Annotated in this window: 24 protein-coding genes and 1 pseudogene; all 25 read left to right on the top strand. The window is 39.9% G+C overall.

Translation table 11 applies throughout. The features are described from left to right. The first annotated feature begins 23 nt into the window (after window positions 1–23). On the top strand, window positions 24–1286 hold the full coding sequence (locus MK370_RS08250; protein ID WP_268684888.1) for a phage portal protein: 1263 nt from the start codon (window positions 24–26) through the stop codon (window positions 1284–1286). Further along, on the top strand, window positions 1279–1962 hold the full coding sequence (locus tag MK370_RS08245; protein WP_268684887.1) for a head maturation protease, ClpP-related: 684 nt from the start codon (window positions 1279–1281) through the stop codon (window positions 1960–1962). The genes MK370_RS08250 and MK370_RS08245 overlap by 8 nt, the downstream gene beginning before the upstream one ends. A 13-nt stretch (window positions 1963–1975) precedes the next feature. After that, window positions 1976–3157: a phage major capsid protein gene (locus MK370_RS08240; RefSeq protein ID WP_000036012.1), complete on the top strand. Its 1182-nt coding sequence runs from the start codon at window positions 1976–1978 to the stop codon at window positions 3155–3157. Beyond that, complete coding sequence (locus MK370_RS08235; RefSeq protein ID WP_268684886.1) at window positions 3154–3447, top strand: head-tail connector protein; 294 nt, start codon at window positions 3154–3156, stop codon at window positions 3445–3447. The genes MK370_RS08240 and MK370_RS08235 overlap by 4 nt, the downstream gene beginning before the upstream one ends. After that, complete coding sequence (locus tag MK370_RS08230; protein WP_002906236.1) at window positions 3447–3791, top strand: head-tail adaptor protein; 345 nt, start codon at window positions 3447–3449, stop codon at window positions 3789–3791. Before MK370_RS08235 ends, MK370_RS08230 begins: the two co-directional genes overlap by 1 nt. Further along, on the top strand, window positions 3778–4146 hold the full coding sequence (locus tag MK370_RS08225; RefSeq protein ID WP_002906238.1) for an HK97 gp10 family phage protein: 369 nt from the start codon (window positions 3778–3780) through the stop codon (window positions 4144–4146). The genes MK370_RS08230 and MK370_RS08225 overlap by 14 nt, the downstream gene beginning before the upstream one ends. After that, a complete protein-coding gene (locus MK370_RS08220; protein ID WP_002906240.1) occupies window positions 4143–4460 on the top strand; it encodes a hypothetical protein in 318 nt (105 codons plus the stop codon). The genes MK370_RS08225 and MK370_RS08220 overlap by 4 nt, the downstream gene beginning before the upstream one ends. Before the next feature lie 14 nt (window positions 4461–4474). Then, on the top strand, window positions 4475–5053 hold the full coding sequence (locus MK370_RS08215) for a major tail protein (protein ID WP_002906242.1): 579 nt from the start codon (window positions 4475–4477) through the stop codon (window positions 5051–5053). Between the two features lie 2 nt (window positions 5054–5055). Continuing rightward, on the top strand, window positions 5056–5475 hold the full coding sequence (locus MK370_RS08210) for a hypothetical protein (protein WP_002906244.1): 420 nt from the start codon (window positions 5056–5058) through the stop codon (window positions 5473–5475). Window positions 5476–5513: 38 nt separating this feature from the next. Next, window positions 5514–5639: a hypothetical protein gene (locus MK370_RS08205; RefSeq protein ID WP_001281455.1), complete on the top strand. Its 126-nt coding sequence runs from the start codon at window positions 5514–5516 to the stop codon at window positions 5637–5639. 23 nt (window positions 5640–5662) lie between these two features. After that, complete coding sequence (locus tag MK370_RS08200; RefSeq protein WP_268684885.1) at window positions 5663–8779, top strand: phage tail tape measure protein; 3117 nt, start codon at window positions 5663–5665, stop codon at window positions 8777–8779. Beyond that, window positions 8776–9504: a phage tail protein gene (locus MK370_RS08195; RefSeq protein ID WP_125347258.1), complete on the top strand. Its 729-nt coding sequence runs from the start codon at window positions 8776–8778 to the stop codon at window positions 9502–9504. The genes MK370_RS08200 and MK370_RS08195 overlap by 4 nt, the downstream gene beginning before the upstream one ends. Continuing rightward, on the top strand, window positions 9504–12797 hold the full coding sequence (locus tag MK370_RS08190; protein ID WP_268684884.1) for a phage tail spike protein: 3294 nt from the start codon (window positions 9504–9506) through the stop codon (window positions 12795–12797). Before MK370_RS08195 ends, MK370_RS08190 begins: the two co-directional genes overlap by 1 nt. Window positions 12798–12809: 12 nt before the next feature. Beyond that, entirely contained in the window at window positions 12810–13046 is a 237-nt protein-coding gene (locus MK370_RS08185; protein ID WP_101771487.1) for a hypothetical protein, read from the top strand. Further along, window positions 13021–13362, top strand: coding sequence for a hypothetical protein (locus tag MK370_RS08180; protein ID WP_002904770.1), 342 nt, complete (start codon window positions 13021–13023; stop codon window positions 13360–13362). Before MK370_RS08185 ends, MK370_RS08180 begins: the two co-directional genes overlap by 26 nt. After that, window positions 13359–13760, top strand: coding sequence for a phage holin family protein (locus MK370_RS08175; RefSeq protein WP_101771486.1), 402 nt, complete (start codon window positions 13359–13361; stop codon window positions 13758–13760). The genes MK370_RS08180 and MK370_RS08175 overlap by 4 nt, the downstream gene beginning before the upstream one ends. Before the next feature lies 1 nt (window position 13761). Beyond that, the gene (locus MK370_RS08170) at window positions 13762–14712 is read left to right on the top strand and encodes a LysM peptidoglycan-binding domain-containing protein (protein WP_125347256.1); all 951 of its coding nucleotides are present in this window, start codon (window positions 13762–13764) and stop codon (window positions 14710–14712) included. 142 nt (window positions 14713–14854) lie between these two features. Then, window positions 14855–16078: a recombinase family protein gene (locus MK370_RS08165; protein ID WP_268684883.1), complete on the top strand. Its 1224-nt coding sequence runs from the start codon at window positions 14855–14857 to the stop codon at window positions 16076–16078. After that, the gene (locus tag MK370_RS08160) at window positions 15966–17330 is read left to right on the top strand and encodes a recombinase family protein (protein ID WP_419153000.1); all 1365 of its coding nucleotides are present in this window, start codon (window positions 15966–15968) and stop codon (window positions 17328–17330) included. The genes MK370_RS08165 and MK370_RS08160 overlap by 113 nt, the downstream gene beginning before the upstream one ends. Window positions 17331–17499: 169 nt before the next feature. Next, the gene (gene dprA / locus MK370_RS08155) at window positions 17500–18498 is read left to right on the top strand and encodes a DNA-processing protein DprA (protein WP_125347254.1); all 999 of its coding nucleotides are present in this window, start codon (window positions 17500–17502) and stop codon (window positions 18496–18498) included. After that, window positions 18491–19723 (top strand): ComF family protein, encoded by a 1233-nt coding sequence (locus MK370_RS08150; RefSeq protein ID WP_260467790.1) that lies wholly within the window; start codon window positions 18491–18493, stop codon window positions 19721–19723. The genes dprA and MK370_RS08150 overlap by 8 nt, the downstream gene beginning before the upstream one ends. Window positions 19724–20358: 635 nt before the next feature. After that, complete coding sequence (locus MK370_RS08145; RefSeq protein ID WP_268684882.1) at window positions 20359–21495, top strand: hypothetical protein; 1137 nt, start codon at window positions 20359–20361, stop codon at window positions 21493–21495. Between the two features lie 307 nt (window positions 21496–21802). Then, window positions 21803–22939 carry a helix-turn-helix domain-containing protein gene (locus MK370_RS08140; RefSeq protein WP_268684881.1) on the top strand — a complete coding sequence of 379 codons (1137 nt, stop codon included), beginning with the start codon at window positions 21803–21805 and terminating at the stop codon, window positions 22937–22939. Window positions 22940–23458: 519 nt separating this feature from the next. Continuing rightward, the gene (locus MK370_RS08135) at window positions 23459–23782 is read left to right on the top strand and encodes a hypothetical protein (RefSeq protein WP_268684880.1); all 324 of its coding nucleotides are present in this window, start codon (window positions 23459–23461) and stop codon (window positions 23780–23782) included. A gap of 18 nt (window positions 23783–23800) precedes the next feature. Further along, a pseudogene (locus MK370_RS08130) lies at window positions 23801–23994 on the top strand (IS3 family transposase); the annotation flags it as partial.

Here is a 23994-nt window from a genome sequence, read left to right as displayed (position 1 = left end):
CATGCCTAGAAAAGGAGATGACTATGGGAATATTGGAACGATTAGGACTAAAACGACAGAGGGGAGAGCCCAAAAATAAGTATGAAGGGAATGACTTTTCGCTACTCTTTGGTCGAACCACGAGTGGGAAAACGGTCAATGAACGGACGGCATTACAAACGACAGCGGTCTATGCCTGCGTAAGGATTCTGTCAGAGACCATTGCATCTTTACCTCTTCATGTTTATCGATACACCGAAGGAGGAAAAGCAAAGGATACGGAACATGTCCTTTACACGCTTTTGCATGATGAGCCGAATCCTGACATGACATCTTTTGTCTTTCGGGAAACCTTGATGAGCCATCTCTTGATCTGGGGAAATGCCTATTCTCAGATTCTTCGTGACCGTTCAGGTCAGGTGATTGGACTGTATCCTTTGCTACCGGATCAGATGAGCGTTCATCGAAGTGAGAAGGGGAAGCTCTATTATGTTTACAATCGTTATGAGGAAGACAATCCTAATTTTCAGGAAAAAGGAAGCATTGTTTTATCACAAGAAGAGGTACTTCATATTCCAGGCTTAGGGTTTGATGGTCTGATTGGTTATTCTCCGATTGCTCTGGCGAAGAATGCGGTGGGGATGACGCTTGCTTGTGAAGAATATGGCGCTAGTTTCTTTAGCAACGGTGCTAACCCCGGTGGAGTTCTCGAACACCCGGGTATCTTAAAAGACCCTGGAAAGGTGCGAGATTCTTGGAATGCAGTCTATCAGGGGACACGAAATGCTCATAAGGTAGCTGTCCTGGAAGAAGGGATGAGCTATAAGCAAATTGGGATACCGCCTGAAGAAGCACAGTTCTTGGAAACCCGCAAGTTTCAAATCAATGAGATTGCACGTCTCTTTCGGATTCCACCGCATATGGTAGGAGATTTAGAGAAGTCCAGTTTTTCTAATATTGAACAGCAATCCCTTGAGTTTGTTAAGTATACCTTGGACCCCTGGGTGGTTCGGTTTGAACAGGCTCTTAAGAAAAGTTTGCTGCTGCCGGAAGAGAAGAAGACCCATTTCATCAAATTTAATGTGGACGGCTTGCTTCGTGGGGATTACCAAAGTCGGATGAATGGCTATGCGATTGGCCGACAAAACGGTTGGCTATCAACCAATGACATCAGGAAGTTAGAAGAACTTAACCCTATACCGTCAGAAGAAGGTGGTGACCTTTATCTCATTAATGGAAATATGACCAAGTTAAAGGATGCAGGAGGATTTATGAAAACAAATCAAGAAGGAGAGAGTCATGAATAAATTTTGGAATTTCAGCGAGGATGAAATGGGGCGCGTACTGCATCTAAATGGCACAATCGCCAGTGAATCCTGGGTGGATGATGATGTGACTCCACAAATCTTTAAGAATGAACTCATGAGTGGCAGTGGTCCATTGACCTTATGGATTAATTCACCGGGTGGAGATGTCTTTGCGGCAGCCCAAATCTACAACATGTTAATGGACTACAAAGATGACGTGACCGTCAATATTGATGGCATTGCAGCTTCGGCAGCCAGTGTCATTGCTATGGCGGGAACCACAGTCAATATGAGTCCGGTAGCTATGATGATGATTCACAATCCGATGACGGTCGCAATTGGCGACTCTAAAGAAATGGAGAAGGCCATTGCTATGTTATCGGAAGTCAAAGAGTCCATTCTCAATGCCTATGAAATTAAGACTAGTTTATCTCGGGTACAGCTATCCCACTTGATGGATGCTGAGTCTTGGTTTAATGCTAAGAAGGCTCTTGAACTTGGATTTGCGGATTCTATTTTGTATGAGCCTGCACCTCATGAAGATGGGATGGTTCAAAGTATGATGTTTAGTCGAGCAGCGGTGACCAACCAGCTGCTTTTAAAATTGGCTGATAAAAAACCTCAGCCCAAAACACCAGTTTCTCAGTTAGAGAAACGGTTGTCACTCTTGAAATAAGAAAGGAATAACCATGAGTAAAATTTTACAATTGCGGGAAAAACGAGCACAGGTATGGGAGAAAGCAAAAAGCTTTCTGGATACCTGTCGGGATGATAAGGGGCTGGTTTCTGTAGAAGATACGGCCCGTTATGAAGAAATGGAAGATGAGGTTGTTCGCCTTGGTAAAGAGATTGAACGCTTGGAGCGGCAGGAAGCACTGGATAAGGAATTAGCCAGTCCGGTTAGTCAAGCGATTGTTGCCAATCCAACTGTAGGCGGAGGAAATCCAAAAGGCGGACGTTCCTCTAAAGCCTATAACACAGCTTTTTGGAACAATATCCGCAAGAAAAACTTCTATGATATCGAAAATACCCTCAGTATTGGAGACGACTCACGTGGCGGTTACTTGGTTCCAGATGAATATGAGAAACGCCTGATTCAGGCTCTTCAAGAAGAAAACTTCATGCGGAGTCTTGCAACGGTCATTCAGACTTCAAGCGGGGAGCGGAAGATTCCAGTTGTGTCAGGGAACGGTGAAGCCACTTGGATGGATGAGAACTCTAAGTTTAAGGAATCAGAAGATACCTTTAGTCAAGTAACGCTTGGTTCCCATAAGGTTGGAACAGCCATTAAGATTTCTGATGAGCTGCTCTATGATTCCGTCTTTGATTTGGAAAGCTATATGGCTAATGAATTTGCTCGTCGTATTGGTGTGAAGGAAGAAGAAGCTTTTCTGATTGGTGATGGAACAGGTAAGCCAACTGGAATTTTTCAAACGGTCACTGAAGGGGCGACTAGTGGTGGTGCGACGATTACCTTTGACGATGTCATGGATTTGTATCACTCGCTTAAATCACCTTATCGGAAAAATGCAGTATGGATTTTGAACGATTCGACTGTCAAAGCCTTACGGAAACTCAAGGACAATAATGGCAACTATATCTGGCAGCCATCTGTTCAAGCTGGTGTACCAGATATGATTCTGAATCGTCCTTATTTCACCTCTAGCTTTGTACCAACGATTGATACAGGTAAGAAAGTTTTGGCTTTCGGTGACTTTTCTTACTACTGGATTGCGGACCGTCAAGGACGTTCCTTTAAGCGTCTGAATGAGCTCTATGCAGAAAGTGGTCAAGTTGGCTTCCTTGCTAGTCAGCGTGTGGATGGTAAGTTAATTCTGAATGAAGCGGTTAAAGTTTTGACCATGAAATGAGGCTTCTCACGAAGATTAGTTTGGAGGAAGCAAAGAACTATCTAAGGGTTGAACACTCAGAGGATGACCACTTGATTCAAGTCATGATTTCTGCCAGTGAAGAGTTGTGTTCCAGTATCCTACGCAAGAATCTGGAGGAAGTGACGGAGGAGAAAGAAGTTGACTTCCTTCAGACGATTGTTTTGTTTGGGACAGCTTATCTTTACGAGCACCGAGAAGAAGGAGGGCAGGAGAGTTTGGTAGAACTCCTCAAGGCTCTTCTTTCTGCTCACAGAAGGGATGTGTTCTGATGAAGATAGCTCCATTAAGCAAACGGGTTTTCTTTGAAAAACGAGTCATTGTGAAAGATGCTATTGGCAATGAAAGCAGTCAGTGGCAGCAATTGTTTTCTAGGTGGTGTTCCTGCAAGGTACTTCTTGAAACGGAAGGCACTGCAACAGTAATGGTCAAGAATATTCATCAGTTACGCTTTACGCTGCGCTATGACCCAGCTATTCAAGAGTTGGATAGTAAAACCACTCGTCTTCGCTTTGATAATAAGGTTTATAATATCAAGGCCATTGATTCGTTGACTTATCCTCAGAAGATAATCCTGATAGATGCGACAGAGGAGGTACAATATGCCAACAATTGACCCGTCTGACCTAGCTCGGGTTGTTCAAAAGGAGTTAGAAGATTATGTTGAAAGGTCTACTGAAACAGTGAAAGCAGTGGTGGAAGACAGTACGCAGGAAGCCGTCAATGAGTTAAAGCAACATTCTCCAAAAAATCGGGGAAAATATGCTCGAGGATGGACCTCTACCGCGACTAAAGAAACGAATCTAGCTTTGACAAAAACGATTCATAATCGAACACCAGGACTGACGCATCTCTTAGAAAATGGTCATGCCAAACGAGGCGGTGGTAGGGTTGAAGGAATTCGGCATATTGCTCCTGTTGAAGAAAAGATGATTCGACAATTTGAAGAGCGCTTGAAGGAGAAGTTATGAAAAAAGATGAGTGGTTTCCATTTTTAAGCAGTCTAGGTTTGTCCTGTGCTTACCACCATTTTGAGGAGGGGCATAGTCCAGCTCCTCCCTTTTTGGTGTATTGGTTTCCTGCTTCTCAGAATTATGGAGCAGATAATCTGGCTTATCACAAAGGAAGTCAAGTCAGACTGGAGCTTTATACCGAGAAAAAAGACCTTGGTTTAGAAGAGAAAATAGAAGCGGCACTCGACATTCATTCTCTCTTTTTTGACAAGGAAGAAACCTATCTGGATACAGAAAAGCTGTATCAGGTTATTTATCATTTAAGTCAATAGAAAGGAAAAATCCGATGGAGAAAAATAAAGTCACCTTTGGTTTGCAGGATGTCCATTGGGCAGAAGTGACCAAAGAAGGAGATGATGGGTCGCTGACCTACGGAGCAGTGGAGCGACTTAGGGGTGCCGCAGAGCTGACCTTGGAGCCACAAGGCGATTCTGGTTCATATAAAGCAGACAACATCAATTTTTATACGACAGAATCCAATGATGGCTATGAAGGAACTCTGAAACTGGCTCTTTTGACACAGGAATTTTTGACCCGAGTGTTGGGAGAAACTATCGATGCCCAGAGTAAAGTCATCTCAGAAATTGCAAGCAGCGAAAAGAAAAACTTTGCTTTAATGTTTCGCTTTGAAGGGGATAAGAAAGAAACGCTTCATGTGCTCTATTATTGTTATGCAAGCCGGCCAACCGTTGCTTCTAAAACAAAGAGCGGTTCAGACATCAACGAAGTAGAATTGAAATTCAAAGCCAGTCCTCGGCCGCTGGATAAAATCGTCCGTCGCAGGACCACAGAGGATACCCCAGAAGATGTCAAAAAGACTTGGTTTACAAAAGTCTATGAGCCAACTGTGAAACCGGGAGGTTAATCATGCGGAAAACGATTCAGTTATCAGGTAAGAAAATTGAGCTTGCGACCAATGCTTACACACCAATTGCCTATAAAAAAGAATTTGGAAAAGATTATTTCCAGGACCTGTTTCAAATGTTGCAGGCTGAGTCGATTCTAAAAAAAGTTGAACAGCTAGAAGAAGGCAAAACTTTATCTGCATCTGATGTGGATATGAGCATGTTAGCGGATTTTGATATGACGTTTTTCCACCGGCTCTTTTGGGTTTTTGCCAAATCAGCTAACCCATCTATTGAACCTTTTGAAGAGTTCTTTATGGGCTTAGAAGAATTTCCGCTTCAAACAGTAGGACCGGTTCTGATGGAATTGTTAAATCAAGGGATGACAACCAGAAAAAAGTCGATGCGTCGGAAGAAGCGAGCAGCGAAACCTTCACGGTAGAATCCTATCTTCACTGTTGTAAAGAGACAGGACTATCCATGTCAGATTTAAAAGAGATAACGATTGGCATGGCACTGGACTATCAGACAGACTATGTGGAAGTGCGTACTAAAGAAGCAGATAGAACTCGCAAGGCTACGCAGGTAGACTTTGATAATTTTTGATGTGGTGGTAAGGAGGTGACGGTATGGCTGGAACGATTAAAGGAATCACAATTGAAATTGGAGGCGATACCCAGCCCTTACAAAAAGCTCTAAAAGGGGTGAACCACGAAGCCTTAGAAGCAAGCCGAGAGCTGAGACAAATTGATAAGGCACTAAAATTTGACACAGGCAATGTCACTCTCTTAACTCAGAAACAAGAGGTTTTAGCCAAGCAAGTTCAAACAACCAAAGAGAAGCTAGAGACACTACGTCAAGCCCAATCTCAGGTAGAAGCTCAGTTTCAAAGCGGGAAAATCGGAGCTGATCAGTATCGGGCTTTTCAAAGAGAGGTCGAAATCACTCAGAACACTCTCAAAAGCTATGAAAATAAGCTAGAGGGTGTCAACCGAGCTTTGGAGCAAAATGGCTCCAGTGTCACCAGCAACAAAAGTAAACTAGCTGCTTTAGGAGCTGAACAAAATCAACTAGCATCAGAGAGTGAGAAAGTCGCTTCCTCCTTTAAGTTGCAAGAAAGTCAGCTAGGTCGTAATGCCAGTGAATCTGAAAAACTGGCCCTTGCTCAGAAAAAGGTTGCGGCTCAGTCAGAGATTGTCGAGAAACAGATTGCCAATTTAGAACGACAGTTAGAGTTGACCAAGGCTGAATACGGTGAGAACTCAGTTGAAGCCAATAAGCTAGAGAAGTCTCTCAATGAAACCAAGACGGCTTATCATCATTTGCAAAATGAGATGGGCAGCATGAGTGGGGCAAGTGATAATGCCAACCACAGCTTAGCAGAAACTAACAATCTACTAAGGTCTGAGATTCTAGCCAACTTCAGTGAAAAACTGAGCGAAATCAGTCAGAAACTGATTGACTTCGGAAAAGCAACACTGGAAGCTTTTCGGGAAGTGGACGAAGGGATGGATATCATCGTCACCAAAACTGGTGCCAGTGGAAAAGCGCTGGATGAGATGACAGATATTGCAAAAGGTCTTGCGACTGAAATTCCAACGGACTTTCAAACAGTGGGCAGTGCTGTTGGTGAGCTTAATACCCAATTTGGGTTGACTGGTGATGCCTTAAAGGACGCTTCTGCGACTTTGATTAAGTATGCGGAAATTAATGGTTCGGACGTGACGGAATCAGCTATTTCTGCAAAACAAGCTATTGAAGCTTATGGACTTGAGACGATTGATTTAAATCGAGTCTTAGATACTGTCACTTATACGGCCCAGGCGACTGGTGTCAGCGTTCAGGATTTGATGACCAAAGCCATTCAAGGTGCTCCACAAATTAAGGCTTTAGGACTTTCGTTTGATGAGGGCGTGGCTCTTATGGGGCAGTTTGAAAAAAGTGGGGTCGATTCTTCGGCTGCTCTTTCTTCTCTCTCCAAAGCAGCAGTCAACTATGCAGCTAAAGGAAAGACACTGAGTGAAGGCTTAAAAGAAACGGTCGAACAAATCCGAAGCAGCACTAGTGAAACGGAAGCCTTAACGCTTGCATCCAGTATCTTTGGTACTAAAGCTGCTCCACGGATGGTGGATGCCATTAAGCGGGGGGCTCTATCTTTTGATGATTTAGCGGGAACCGCAGAAAAAGCAAAGGGAGTGGTTGCTTCCACCTATGAAGCAACACTTGACCCTATTGATCAGTTCACCTTAGCTCAAAATGCAGCTAAAGAGGCCATGGCCGAAGTTGGAGGAGCGATTGCAGAAACCCTAGCTCCGTTTCTCCAACAACTTGTTCCGCTTTTAAAAAGTGTTGCGGAATGGTTCTTGAATCTTCCGGAACCTGTGCGCGAGTTCATTCTGGTTGTGGGTGGACTGGTGACTGTTGCGGGTATTCTCTTACCCATTATTGTAGCCTTACAAGCTGCAGCTTTAGCTCTTGGGACGACGATTGGAGGGATGTTAGCTGCGGCTGCTCCGATTGTAGGGATTGTACTTGCGGTGATAGCGGCTGTTGCTTTATTGGTCATTGGTATTAAGGAACTATGGGAACATAATGAAGCTTTCAGAACGGCTGTTACTGAAGCTTGGAATGCTATCTATTCAGCTATTTCTTTCATCGTTCAACAAGTCGTAGACTTTGTGATGGAAATTTGGGGAATCTTGGTTTCTTGGTGGCAGGAAAATCACCAGTTGATTCAAGATACTGCAACGACAGTCTGGAATGCCATTTCGACTGTAATCACCACCATTATGGATTTAATTGGGCCTTATCTAACAGCCGTTTGGGAGAATATAAAGCTCGTTGTCACAACAGCCTGGGATATTATCAAGACGATAATAGAAACAGTCCTAAATATTATTCTTAGCATTATCACATTGGTCATGCAGGTAATTACTGGGGATTGGTCTGGTGCCTGGGAAACCATTAAGCAAATTGTATCTACCGTATGGGAAGGGATTCAGTCCATCATTGGCACCATTCTTAATGCCATCTGGCAATTTATAGTGAATAGCTGGAACGGTATCAGAGATAGTGTTTCAAATATTCTATCAGCCCTTTCTTCTTTATTTTCATCCATTTGGAATGCCATTCAATCCACGGTGACAGGGATTGTTCAGGGGATTGCAAGCACACTATCTAATATCTGGAATGGTATCTTGCAGACCATATCAAATATCCTAAACAACATCTTCTCAACTGTTCGAAATATTTGGGATGGAATTAAAAATGCCATTTCTGGAGCGATTGATGGGGCTAAAAATGCCGTATCCTCTGCCATCAATGCCATAAAGAGTCTCTTTAATTTTCATATCTCTTGGCCGCATATTCCTTTGCCACACTTTAGTGTCAGTGGGTCGGCCAATCCGCTTGATTGGCTAAAAGGGGATATTCCACGGATTGGGATTGAATGGTATGCCAAGGGTGGGATTTTAACCAAGCCAACCATCTTTGGCCTAAATGGTACGAATCTCTTAGTAGGAGGGGAGGCAGGCAGAGAGGCGGTTCTTCCCTTAAACAGAGAAACATTGAGTCAGATTGGTCGTGGAATTGCTTCTACCTTGGATGCTCTGCCGCAGATTACCATTACGATTTCAGATGTTGTGATCAGAGAAGAAGCGGATTTAGAACGCTTGGCAGAACATGTAGCAGGAAGATTGGCAGATGAACTCACTAGGCAAAAACAACTGAAAGGATTGGGAATATGATTCGACACAATGAGTTGGTGATTGATGGGGTGCATACTTCCTCTTTCCCTTTTAAGGTGATTGTAGAAAACAGTCCACCGATTGTCATGAAAAGCAGCAAGACTCAGCTCCTTGAGCATAGAGGGATCAGTGGTGCCGTCATGGAAACCAACAAGCATCGCAATGTGATGGAGTTGACATTTAAGATTTATGTGGTCAAGCCAAGTGAAGAAGAACTTTTTCAGTTTTTGACTCTCTTTTCTAAAGAACAGTTTTGGCTGGAGAGCGAGCAGTTGAAAACAGTCCAACTCTGGTGCTATAAGGTCCTTGTTTCAAAAGTTATAAAGGACAAGCATGAGGTTTATGAGATGGAAGCGACATTCCAATGCCATCCCACAAAGTTCTTTAAAGATACAGATAGTCAGTCGTTCACTCAAAATGGTGCTCTGCGAACGAAGGGGTCGGCTTTGGCTTTTCCCAAATTGACAATAGTTGGAAACACCTCAACTGAAACCAGTTTTACGATTGGCAGTCAGGTTATTCGTTTGGAGAAAATAGAGTCTGGTGAAACACTGGTGATGGATAACAACCCTGACAAACCAAGTTTTAGAACCTTATCGGGAAAAAGCATCAAGTGGTCTGGTGACTTTTTAACGATTGACCCTTCAAAAGATACAACAGTGGGAGTCGTATTGGAAACTGGGATTCAGTCCATTCGTTTTGAGATTGTCTGGGGGTGGGCTTAATGCTTTATTTATTGGATAAGGAAGTACAGACCGTTAAATGGAACGGTATCCCCCTTTATGAAGCAGTATCTGCTAGGGTAAAGGAAACGTTGAATGGAGATTTTACCTTAACCCTCAAGTATCCCATCACGGACAGCCATCTTTATCGGCTATTGAAAGTAGATAAACTCATTAAGGCTCCTGTCCCTGAATTAGGAGAACAGCTTTTTCGTATTAAGAAACCAGTTGAAATGGATGACCATGTGGAGGTTCTGTGTTACCACATTACGGATGATGTCATGCAGCATTCCATCAAGCCAATTGGCAATTCTCAAGTAGGTTGTATGACGGCCTTGTCTAGCATGGTCCAGGCGGCTAAGACAAGTCTTGAGCCTTTTTCTTTCACAAGTGATATTACCAAACACAGGGATTTTAACACGGCTGATACAACTACGCTTTATAACGTCCTGTTAGATGGTGCTCATTCTATTGTCGGAACTTGGGAAGGAGAGCTTATTCGAGATAATTTCTCATTCTCCATTCAAGAGCACAGAGGAGAGAATCGTGGTGTCATTGTTACGACTCATCAAAACCTGAAATCATACAAACGGAATAGAAGTTCGCAAACTGTAGTGACACGTATCCATGTTCATTCGACCTTTAAACCAGACGGAGCTAAAGAAGAGAAGACGTTAACCGTGACTGTTGATAGTCCTTTGCTTGATGCTTATCCCTATATCAACGAAAAAGAATTCACGAATAACAATCTTAAAACCCTTGAGGAATTGCAAAAATGGGGTGAGAGTAAATTCTATCATGATAAGATTGACCGAGAGCAAGATGCAATTGTGATAGAAGCCTATGAGCTAGATGGTCAAACGGTTCATTTAGCTGACTGGATTACTCTAAAGAGCAGAAAACACCATGTAGATGTCATCAAACAAGCAGTATCTTATGAATATGATGCGCTGACTAAAGAATATATCTCATTGACCTTTGATGATGCTGCAAAAGTAAGTAGCCATGGGAGCTCTTCAAATATAACTGCTACAGCACATTCCATTTTGAATCTTGTTAAAGTCAGTCAAGAGTTGATGATTGAACGAGCCTTAGAAAATGCCAATCGAGCCTTTGATGCAGCTTTTGAGAAGCAAGAGAGTATTGTATTAGATGGCATTGAAAAGGCAAAAGCAAAGGCAGAGGAAATTGCAGCTCAGACTCGTGAACAGATTCAGAGTTCGTTTACTGCTTTTACGAAAACGACAGAATCCACGCTTCAAGCGATTTCCCAAAAGTCAGAAGAAGCCTTGGGGAAGGTAGGAGCCACTCAGCAAGCTCTGAACAAAGTCCAAGAAGTAACTAATCGAACAATAGCAGAGTTGAAAGTTTTTCAAACAGAAACTCTTCAGAAAATGGGCACTTTTGTCAGTAAGACAGAAGTCAAGCAAACTCTATCCGGTCTTGAAACAACTCTCCAACAGGTTCAGGGGTATGTTTCAAAAGATAGTGAACGACGGGAACGACTGGAGCAGTATGTACGGACGGAAACAGCCAATCAGGCCAGAACTGTCCGAGAACAAGTAGCCAAGGACTATGTCGCAAAAGCCTCCTATTCAGAAGATGTGAAAGGCTTAAATCGTCGCTTTGAGAGTTTGCAAATTGGTGGGCGCAACTACATCCGTCATTATGATTTTGATGGTCTGTTGCCCCTCTCGTCTAATGTATCAGAATGGAAGTTTGAACGGGCACCGGATACGAATGCCAAAAGTGGATACTATCTCAAAGCTACTTGTACCAAAGCAGGAAATGGTGGCTTTCATAAGCCCATTTTTGATTTAAGGGGAGCTGAATGGCAAGGAAAGAAAATGGTCTATGCAGCTGATATGAAAGCGAGTCGGTCGGTAGTTGTTCGGTTTGGTTTTGAGACAGGTGGTGTTTCGACCGTGACACTTCAAACTGAATGGCATCGGTTTGTTCACCCTTTTACCGTGAAGTTTGAGAGATTTTGGTCCTTGGTATGTTATTCAAATGGCTGGCTTGTTGGCGATGTTCTTTATATTCGGGATCCACAATTGGAAGATGGGACAATTGCGACGACACCGAGTCCAGCTCCAGAGGATGACCGGCAGTACACAGAAACCAAGATTGCCTCCTATTCTCAAACAGTGGAGGGACGCATTTCAGAAATTTTGCAGGCAGTCAATGGCAAGACCAACAGCAGTGACTTTCAAAAGGTTCAGGAAACAGTTAATCTGTACTCACGGCTCATTGGCTCAAAGGAAGATAGTATCAAACATAACTTGGCTCAGATTGTCCTGACAGATTCTTCCTATGTGACCAAGGTGACGGATTTGACCCAGAAAGTTTCTACTGTTCAAACTCAGCTCGCAAACAGTTGGTCGGTTCAGCATTTGACTTCAAGTGGGGCAGTACTAAACAGTTTGAATCTATTAGCGAATGGAGTAAATCATATCCATGGTAGACTCACTCATATCACAGGACAAACTTTAATTGACCATGCTGTGATTAAGTCTGCCATGGTGGATAAGTTAAAGACAGCCAACTTTGAATCGGGATCAGTCACAACCGCAATCTTAAGTGCAGAAGCAGTAACGGCTGAGAAATTGAAAGTTGATGATGCCTTGTTTAACAAGCTATCTGCGACCGAAGCTTATCTGAGGAAGCTTTTCTCAAAGCAGGCATTCATCAGCCAGGTGCAGTCGGTAACTTTATCTGCGAACAAGATATCAGGTGGTATCCTAACAGCCATTAACCGAGCTATGGAAATCAGTCTCAATGCGGGTCAAATTTTGTATTATACAGACCAAGCTGCCTTGAAACGAGTTCTAGCTGGTTATCCAACCCAGTTTATTAAGTTTGCGACAGGGAATGTCGATGGCAAAGGAAGAGCGGGTGTAACTGTTATTGGATCCAATCGTTATGGCACTGAAAGCTCCAATGATAGTGGCTTTGTCGGTATTCGTGCTTGGAATGGGTACAATATTGATTCACTTGATCTGGTTGGGGATGAATTGTCCTTTGCCAGTTCTGCCTATGATAATAAAGATGGTTGGGTCATGACTACAACAGGAAAACTTCAACTGCGTCCGAGCAGGAAACAGGACAGAAGGGATTCAACCATTAATACAGGCGATGTTTGGCTCTATTTAGATACAAGCGGTAATTATGTTTCACTTCACGAGGTATTACAACGAATGTCTAATAGCATTGGGGCGCTCTATGAATACAGGGCTAGCCATAGTGAAGGGCATCCAGCCTGGTGGGATACCAGAAACTTAGTGGGACATTTATAAGAAAGGAAACAAATGAACCCAGAAGAAATTAATCAGGCTCTTCGTTTGACTATTGAAGAGCTGACCAGAAAGCTGGCTGATGAGGTGACATCAAAGAACCTCTTAGCCATTCAATTGACGCAGAAAGAGGAAGCTTACCAAGTTCTCCTTCAGAAGAAAGAAGAATTGGAAGCTAATCTCAAAGAAGCAACTACACCATTAAAAATAGATGGAGGAAAGAAAGATGGAAGAAAAGGAATTACTACCTGATCTAAGTAGAATTACAGAACCTTTTGATTTGGTGGCAGCACTCACTTATATGCGCGAGAATGGTGAGTTCATTCGCTGCAAGAGTGAGGGGGAGGATTTTTATATGTACAGAGAAGTACAAAAGCGTCCCGTGATTAAGGAAGGTCGACGTCAGTTGATGGAAGTCGAAACAGTGGGAGCTTTGACTCAGTGGGGTGCGACAGTTCCAACCATTAATTTGTCTGAGTTATTTCATAAAAACTTTTATATCATGCAATTTGACGAAAAGGGAAATCCCAACTGGAGCGAACCGCATAGAAAGGAAAATGCATCATGAAACAGTTAGTTTTTGCGAATAAAGTCTTGTTTTCCACAGTAGGAGGACTTTTAGGAAGTGTTTTTGGTGATTGGGATGGTTTTATTTTTGCCTTGATTGTCTTTATATCTATTGATTATATCAGTGGGTTGATGGCAGCAGTTGTTGAAAAGAAGCTATCCAGTGCAGTTGGTTTTCGAGGACTGTTTAAAAAAGTTGTTATTTTGATGCTAGTGGCTATGGGGCAGATTATTGATACTCATATCTTGAAACAGGGAGGCATCATCCGAACTGCTATTATTTTCTATTACTTGTCTAACGAGGGGCTCAGTATTATAGAAAATACAGCACGGATTGGTCTGCCAGTTCCAGAGAAACTCAAACAAACTTTGAAACAATTAAAATCGGAGGAAAAATAAGATGGCATTATTTGGAGTAGATATCAGTGAACACAATGGTTTTATTGATTTTGATCAGTTGAAAAACAATGTTGACTTTGTCATTATCCGTTCGTCTTGGGGTAGCTTTGCGGAAGACCTGCGTGCACGACGAAATGCATCTGAATGTGAACGGGTTGGTATTCCTTATGGCTTTTACCATTACAGTTATGCTCGAAACTTGGGAGAAGCACAAGCTGAGGTCAATGCATTTTTGAACTTTGCAGGACAGTTCCATCCCAGCATGCCGCTCTACATTGATATGGAGGATGCAGACGGTTGGAAAGCTAACAATGGGGGTGTGAGTTGGGAAACTTCTACGGCTATCTGCCGACTGTTTTGTGACAATGTAGAAGCAGCTGGTTACTGGGCTGGTGTGTATGCGAGCCTGTACTGGTTCCAGAATATGGGCGACTTATCCCGTTATACGAATTGGGTAGCTCAGTGGCAGGTGGCTACTTGTTCTGTTCCAACAGATATTTGGCAGTTTACCAGTGACGGAATTGTTGGTGGTATCAGTGGCCGAGTAGATTCCAATTATATGTATCGGGATTTGCGTTCTGTTTATACCGGACAGGTACCAGAGCCTCGATCAGAACTGCCGCAACAAGCAACAGCCACAGGGTCGACTGGGACTTACACGGTTCAAGAGGGGGATACCCTATCAGCTATTGCGGCTCTCTATGGAACAAGTTATCAGGAATTAGCGGCAATCAATGGGATTGCCAATCCTGACTTGATTTATCCGGGGCAAGTTTTGCAGGTTACGGGAAATCCTCAAGCACCTAGTAGCACCACTTATACAGTTGAAAGTGGCGATACGCTTTCAGCCATTGCGGACATGCATGGCACGAACTACCAGCACTTAGCTGCCCTTAATGGAATTGAAAATCCGGATTTGATTTATCCCGGTCAAGTGTTACGAATTGAATAATCCATCAAGGTCTGTGTGGTTGTCTATGCAGGCCTTTTACATAGACAGCATTTCAACTAGAAAAAAGCTTGAATGAGTGGGCTGAATACTTGATAAATTTGGCCTTTAGAGTGATATATAGTAAGGAAGAAAGGAGAATGGGATGAAGCCAGGAAAGATAAGAGTTTGTGCCTATGCGCGGGTTTCAACCATGACAGAAAAACAGCAGGAATCCCTCACCAATCAGCAAGCCTACTATAGTCATCTCTATCAAAATAAAAAAGATGTCGACTTTATCGGGGTTTATTATGATCAGGGGATTTCAGGCAAACTGGCCAAGCGTCCAGGTTTTCAGCAGATGCTGGAAGATTGCAGGGCCGGAAAGATTGATGTTATTCATACTAAGTCCATTTCTCGCTTTGCCAGAAACACTGAGTTATTGCTTGCAGTAAGCCGGGAACTGAAAACTATTCAAGTGGATATCTTCTTTGAAGAACAAAATCTCCATACCTTATCAAACGAAGGAGAGGTCATGCTTACGGTTCTGGCTAGCTATGCAGAAGAAGAACTGCGCAACATGAGTGAGAACCAACGGTGGGCTTTTCAGAAGAAGTTCCAGCGAGGAGAGCTAGTGATTAACACTAAGCGCTTCTTAGGCTATGACAAGGATGAGAATGGCGAGTTAATCATCAATCCTGAAGAAGCTAAAATAGTCAAACGGATTTATAACCTTTATTTATCTGGTATGGGAGTTCATGTTATCGCAAAGCTATTCAATGAAGAGGAAGTTCCTACGGTAGACGGTGGGCGATGGTATTCAAGCACCATTACCAATATTCTAAAAAACGAAAAGTATAAGGGAGATGCAATCCTACAAAAATACTATTTTGCGGAAATCAAGGCCAAGCAACGGCTCAACAAAGGTCAGGTGCAGCAGTACCTGATTACAGATAACCATGAAGCTATTGTATCCAGAGAAGATTGGGAAGCCGTTCAAAAGCGTCTGAAACAGAATAGAAAGGCAAACCTAAGCATCGATTACAATCGGCGATATCCTTTGAGTGGCTTATTGAAATGCGAGCATTGTGGCTCTACTTTAAAACGGCAGAAGTACTACAAAGGAAAGGTTGTATGGGTCTGTAGCAAGTACATCCTAGAAGGGAAGGTCGCCTGCATCGGCATGCGCGTGCCAGACAGTGCAGTACAGGATTGGAGTATCCATGAACCCACAGTGGTAAAGGAGGAGAACATCGGTGGCAAAAAATATTACAGTTATTCCAGCAAAGAAAACGATACAAGTCGAGCAGAAGCAACACATTCAGAAAATCCGAATGGCGGCCTACTGCCGAGTATCCACCGACCAAGACGAACAGCTATCAAGCTATGAGAACCAGGTTCGGTATTACAAAGAGTTTATTAGGCAGAATCCTCTCTACGAGTTGGTTGATATTTATGCGGATGAGGGGATTTCAGGAACTAATACCAAGAAACGCACAGAGTTTAATCGGTTGATAGCTGACTGCCGAAAAGGCAAAGTAGATAGAATCATTGTGAAATCCATTAGTCGTTTTTCTAGAAACACGCTAGACTGCTTGAAATATGTCCGGGAATTAAAGGAACTTGGAATTGGGGTTATCTTTGAAAAGGAGAATATTGACAGTCTAGATGCCAAAGGAGAGGTGCTCTTGACTATTCTTTCTTCCTTGGCCCAAGATGAATCCCGTTCTATTTCAGAGAATGCGACCTGGGGGATTCGAAAGAAGTTCGAACGGGGCGAAATAAGAGTTAACACAACCAAGTTTGTAGGCTACGATAAGGGTGAGAATGGAAATCTAGTCATCAATGAGGAGCAAGCCAAGATTGTCAGACGAATCTTTCGGGATTTTTTACAAGGAGAAACACCAGAAAGTATAGCGAGAAGTCTAAAAGAAGAAGGGGTTCCAGGATGGAATGGGAAAGCTAACTGGTATCCCACTACGGTTCAAAGGATGCTTCAGAATGAGAAGTACATGGGAGATGCCCTCTTACAGAAAACCTATACGGTTGATTTTCTGACCAAAAAGCGCAGTGAGAATCAGGGACAAGTCAATCAATATTATATCGAAGGCAACCATGAAGCTATTATTGATAAAGAAGAATGGGAGTTGGTTCAGCTTGAGATAGAACGGAGAAACCAGTTTCGGCATGACAATTACATCAATTTTTACATTATCCAGTGCGAACAAAACCCATTCACCTGCAAAGTATTCTGTAAAGAATGCGGAGGTCTATTTGGCAGAAAGAACTGGACCACGAGCAGAGGGAAACGTCCTGTCTGGCAGTGCAATAACCGGTACAAGGTAAAAGGAATCCAGGGGTGCACTAATCGCCATATTGATGAAGAAACCCTGCAGCAAGCTTTCCTCAGAGCCGTAGAGGTTCTTCGAGAAAATAAAGAAAAGCTACGAGATAAGTGGGATAACTTTAGAGAAGAACAAAAGCTGGAGAGGTACCATGCGGCTAAATTAAAGGAGACACTTAATAGTAATCAGGAAGAATTCAATGGAAGAAAAATGTGCCAGGTTCTCGAGAAGATTAGTCTTGGAGAAGACGGTAACATCACCGTTAAGTTTTTAGAAGGAACAGAAGTAAATTTATAAGGCTGTAGTTACAGAATGAGATACTGTCACTACAGCTTTTTTTCTATTTTAATGTTATAATTAAAGATAAGTTTTAAATTTTTAAAGTCAATTTTACATATATAAATTAATTTGACATGGAATATGTTATAATGATAAGGCACAAATTGATTTTTGGAAAGGAGGGCACATGTTTAAAATAGATAATAAGATTAAACAAGAAGCTTTGAATTTTTCAACTTTGCAAAACTGTTTAAAAATGACAGAAGGGAAATTTGAGCCAATTTTTGATTCATTTATAGAAGAATATAAAGGTAAAGAGTCATCTCCTATTTTAGATTATCTAGATTTGTATAGCGCTTATTTCAAAATCAATCAAGATCAATTAAATCATGAGTATGCGTTTGCTTTTTCTCAGTTTTCAAAATTGAAAGAAGCAGATGAGATAATAAAACGGGGGACCAGCGATTATCCAGATATGCTGGAATCAACAGAAAAATCACCTAGATTTTTATATATTAGAGGCAGAAAAAGTCTTCTATACGAATTACGAAAGGTTTCGCTTGTTGGTTCAAGAAATGCGACTGAAAAGGCTAAATACAACACAACTAGGCTAGCTCAAAAACTTGGTAAAAACGGAATTACTATAGTATCAGGCTTAGCAAAGGGAATTGATGTTTCTGCTCATAAAGCAGCGCTTGATTTAAGTTTAGATACTATTGCTGTAATAGGAACTCATTTAAATCAGTACTATCCAGCAGAAAACAAAGAAGTGCAGTTAGAGATAGAGAAGAAAGGCTTAGTAGTTTCTCAATTCTCTCCAGCATCTAAAACTCAACGGTGGTTCTTCCCAATGAGAAATCGGGTTATGAGTGCTCTGTCTCTTGCGACTATTGTTATGGAAGCAGGGGAAACATCTGGCTCTCTTATTCAAGCTGATTATGCTCTTAAACAGGGGAGATTGGTTCTTCTACCTGAGAGTGCATTAGAAAATAAACATATAACTTGGCCAGAGAAGTTTGTTAAAAAAGGAGCCAAAGTGATGCATAATCCTAGCGATGCACTAAAGATTTTGGCAGAGAGTAGTTTCTTTAAAGGGGAGTTTGATATTGATGAAGAATTTGAGCTTATCCCTTTGGACTTTTCGTTAGATATTATCTCTGAGGAGGGGGGAAATAGACTTGCTTAGAAATGTTAGTGAGATAAAAGGTATCGTTTTCCATATTTCTGAGCTTCCTCTTTTATCTACCGATGATTGGAGAGACATTCAGAAAATATATGAGTCCGAGTTTAATTGTCTGTTTTTAACCGACTTAGAAGGGCTGCCTGGTTTTATTGATGAAAGTGATATTATAAAAGTTGAAACAGTAAAAATGGTTCTTTGGCCCTCATTATCTCTTTTTGATCTTTTTAAGGAACGCCTCAATGCACGGACCTCTGAAATTATTTTAGTCTCTAAAGAGCCTCGATTTACTAAACGTTCAATGAAGTTATTATGCGGGGTCGTCTTGATAACAGAGAATATTTTGAAATATGAGCAATTAGACAATACCCCAGACGTTATACTCTACAGCTTTGATGAACTTTATGAAAAAGTAATTGCGAAAAATCTTGTGGGAAAAAATTATTTTGGTGAAAATCAAATCCCATTGTCGACCAGTCAATTCATTAGTAGATATATTCATTCATTATATCCTATTTCGGATTCTAAGAGAGTTCGACTGTTCTCGTTGGGGAGATATTATGGTTCTAAACATTATATGCATGAATTACACCCATATTCTAAGGCGATTATTTCTAATAAAAGCTCTAGCAGCAAGTTATTTGGTAAATTTAATACAAAACTTTCGGACCTTATTATCCAAACAATAGGGTCTTTTCCTGGTAGTTTTAAGCTTGATGCACTCTGTTATGTTCCTCCTCGTCCTAAAGAGGAAAGTAGATTTAGTGATATATTTGACCATATTTTTTCGAGAACTGATAAATGGTTACAACAACTAGAAGATATTTCACCATTTTTAATTGCGACAAGGGATTTTGAAAAACAAAAATATCTAAGCACTGGAGAACGGTTGACGAATGTAGAAAACGTCTTTACAGTAACAAAGGATTTAACCGGGAAAAACATTCTGGTCATTGATGATGTTGTCACTACTGGTGCAACACTAAAAGCCTGCGCGGAAGCTCTTTTTCAAGCTGGAGCAGAAAACGTGTCTTTTTTTGTCTTTGCGATTAATCAACGTGAGCAATCTGGCTTATTCTCTGAATATAGAGCAGCCTGTCCTGATTGTTCGGGAGACTTATATCTAAATATTAATTCAACTACCTACTTACCTTTTTATAGTTGTTCAGATTGTCAACGCACCTTTGATTTCGACCCTGTCATGGAAGATTTAAATCGAAGAATTAAATAATTTATGATTTAAGTCGGAAGTTTCTGTCTAGTATAGTTCAGAGTGTCAATTTATACCTTTAGAGATTCATTAAGAATTTTGTTTGTTAAATGATAGATAGTAGGTTCAATTTATGGAGAATAAAAATATTGGGGAAAAAATAATAGTTATAAAATAAATACATCTACTCTAGATACTACCCCACAAAATATGAATTTAACAGCGTATGATACTATCGCTGAAGGGATTTTTGATAGAATATGATGCTATCAACCGCAAAATAGAACAGATTTCAAATCTTGAACGGCAAATCAGTGATCTTCAATATAAAATGAGTAGCATAAGAAATCGAGAGTACATCAATAATATGTACCGGTGGATAGATGAAAAAAAGCCAAGATTCAAGAATTTTTTTGTAAATAATGTGGAGGTCTGTTTGGCTGAAAGAACTTGACCACAAGCAGAGGGAAACGGCTAGTCTAGCAGTGTGACAACCACTATAAGGTGAAAAGTGTTCAAGGCTGTACTAATCGACATATTGATAAGGAAACGCTTCAGCAAGGTTTCTTCAGAGCTGTAGAGATTCTTCGTGAAAACAAGGGAAAGCTAGAAAAGTGTGCAAACTTTATGAATGGATTTTAAATGGAGGTATCATTTTGAATTTTGAGTTTGGAACAGTCGATAAGTTTATGAATGATTTTATTCAGAACAAATATAAACAGAAAAGCAATATATTTCTAAAGCTTAACGAAACTGATTACTATGAAGAAAATAAATCTGGAACGTTATGTCATTATCCTGGTTGTTGTGAGAAAGCTATAGAATCTCATACTTATCCAAAATCTTTTTTGAGAAGAATCGCCGATGGAAACAAGGTCTTTGCAACTGATATAAAGCATATTGTAGGTAATATCTATGATAAAGGTGTCTTAGATTTGGTAATAGATACTAATATTAAATATTCTGGTGTTCAACCTTTATTCTGTAAAAAACATGATTTTGACCTATTTAAAGCAATCGAAGTAAAAGATTTTAACACAGACCTTAAGACTTATCTTTGTTTGTTTCTCTATCGTTCTTATATATATGATTATCAATTGGAATCCGAAGTTCACAATCCAATCGTTAATAGAAAAATAAATATCGAAAGGGATTACTCTAAAAAAATATCAAAAGAAGACGAAAGTCGATATTTATTTGAACAGGAACTCTCGACCAAGATTATAAGCGAAAATGCAAATTTTCATAATTCTGATGTTTTAAAAAATAGATTTGATAATATATTTCTTGAAAAGAAATCACCAAATTATACTGATTTTTGTCAATATTTTGAATTGAAGTATTATGACTTAGGATTCCTTCCTAACTTTTTTGCAAGTGGAACTATGTTTTTCTCAGCCAATCCTACTAGGAGTGAGAGTCCCCTTCAGTCTATCTATGCAATAATTCCTGAAAAGAGTTTAAAGACAGCATATTTCTGTATTTTAATTCCAAACGAATCAAAGGATTCAATGAAAATTGTAATTGAGAATATAGAAGCAGAATATAGCAAGAGCGATAAGAGTGACTTTATAAAAATCATTGAATTTTTTTTGTTAGATGCATCTCAAAATATTATAATGACTGAATCTCTTTACAAAAAATTACAAAATAACAATGAGTATCAAAAGCTACTGAAAGTGTCTATGTCTTTAGCATTTGCGAGACTAAACATTTTTCCTATATCAAGTCAATCATTTAGAAGCTACTCTTACACATTACTGCAAACTTTCAAATTAATAAATAAAAACTAGATTTGATACCAAAAGTCTCAAATGAAGATTTTGATAAATTTATGACTTGGAAGGTTAGAAATGTTGACAAAGTTAATTTATACCTATTTAATTAATCCAAGGGATGAATTACAAAGTACTATAGATAATGGCACGGTAATTATTGATATTGATAATCCCAATTGACTGGAAGCTAATTACTATACTGGTTGAAAAACCAGAGGGTCAATGAGATTTGAGACAAATAATCGTTCTGAGTAGTTGATTTTGTAAACTTGTAAATTGTGTATGTACATATCTTTTATAGAAAACTAAGGAGCAATTAGTCATGAGTTTTTCCAAGACTGCTATTATGGACCTGATTAGTCTAAAAAGAGAAGGCGAGTATTGGGATTTCAAAGAAAAATACCATCAAAATAAGGCTAAATTTATCCATGATATTCTATGCCTTTCTAACATACCTTCTAGGAATGATTCCTATTTAATTTTTGGAGTATCAGATCATGGGGAAATAAAGGGAGTCAGCAATGATGAAGGCAGAAAAACTCAAGCCATGATTGTAGATATGCTTAGGAATACTAGTTTTGCTGGTGGAAATGTACCGTTTATAACAATTGAAACCATAACTCTTAATTCAAAAGAAATTGATGTGTTAATCATAAAGAATTCCGATAATACACCTTTCTATTTAGAAAAGAAGTATAAAGATGGGAAAACATGTATTCCAGCTGGGACAATATATACACGAAGGCAGGATACTAATACCCCAATTGATAGCGTTGCGAGTCAACAAGAAGTTGAATATCTATGGAGAAAGCGATTTGGAATTGATTTATCACCGTTTGATAGATTACTCCATTACATAGAAGATAAGGATGGATGGGAGAGTAATTCTGTTGGAAGATATTATAAGCAATTTCCAGAATTTGTTTTTGTAGAGGATAAGGATTCTGAAGATAGAAGTAAAGATGTGTACTACGCTCATAATATGATGAACAGTAGGCACTATTTCATGTCTTATCAATTCAAATATCATCAGACAATTATTTATGAGGATGAGTTGATTGTGATGGACTCAGGTAGATATACAACTTCAAGTCCTAGGTGGGAGATTCTTTCAATTGATAAAGAACAAAAAAATGATGTTTCTTACAATTATTTTATAGATGGAAGTCCAGAATGGCTAATTCACAAATTTCTTCTTGACGAAAAAAACCAAGAAGCTTGTTCGGCTCAAAGAAGGTTTCTTGAGTTGATACTTGTTTTTGAATCAGTGCAAGAAAAAGAAGAATTTGATAAACTCATAGTCAAAAACCTAATATACGAAAATTTGGATATTTTTCGTAAACCTAAATTGAGTGGAGATACTGCGAATCGAACAAAAATAATTAATACCCACGATATTCAAGTGGCCAAGTTTTTGAATGCGAAATTAAGGGATTTTAGATCACATAAAAACTTTTAAAAGTATATCTATGAAGTATGGCGGCCAGTAACTAAACCAGCATAATAGTAAGAACGATTTCCTCAAAATTTTCATTGCTATTTTGTATGTCGAAGATGTACTAAGTAAACTGATAAGTTACGTTTAATGGTTTAATTCAAATATTCGGACGGTCTTTATTTCGTTTCATAGTATAGGAAGATAACGTCAGCACACGTGGAGGTAGTGGCTCTGCTCGTGAAAGATTAGAAACCTTTTAGCGAAAGGCTTTTCAAGTCACTGGTAACAGTGGCTTTTTAGCTCTGGTGGGGATGTATCAATGTAACCACTAAAGTTGAAGTAGCTGGAATTATACTATTATATTTGGTTGTAGTCATCAGATTTATTTCCATATACGGCTAGTAGGTATGTTAATGTCTATTGTCTTATTTCCAAAAAAGATTTTTTGAAAAATACTGTCCACAATTTTTTTCAATATTTGTATACTGTCCACAATTTTTTGATATAATATAAAGTATAGTAAACTGAAAGGACTAGCCCATGAAATTATCTAGGAATCAACATCAGTATTTAGAATCTCAAAAATATAAAGAAGATTTAGCTATCTCAGTATCAAAAATTAAATCACGTGTTCATCAAAGTGACAATGAGGATACTATCGCTTCTATATTCGAAAATGAAATCTATCTATTTCTTGAATCTAAATTAGGTGTTGAGGATAAACAAAAAAAAGAATTTACACAACAAGATTTTGGATTTGAATTTTCTGGTCGTATTGATATGATGGACGGAGGCCTACTTGTAGAATACAAAAGACCCGCTGTTCTGAACTGCACCCCAAAAGTTAGACAGAAAAAAATCTAACTTTTGGGGTGTTTTTAAATGAAATTAACTTATGAGGATAAAGTTCGAATCTATGAACTAAGAAAACAAGGAATCAGCTTCAAGCGACTTTCAGAAAAATATGGAATGAACCTTTCAAATCTTAAGTACTTAATCCGATTGATTAATCGCTACGGAATAGAAAATGTCAAAAAAGGGAAAAACCGTTATTACTCTCCTGAATTAAAACAAAA

Origin of the sequence: Streptococcus sanguinis (assembly GCF_026781265.1) — a bacterium.
Classification (GTDB): domain Bacteria; phylum Bacillota; class Bacilli; order Lactobacillales; family Streptococcaceae; genus Streptococcus; species Streptococcus sanguinis_T.
Note: the sequence above shows the minus strand (reverse complement) of the source record. Positions and strands in the feature narration are given on the sequence as shown.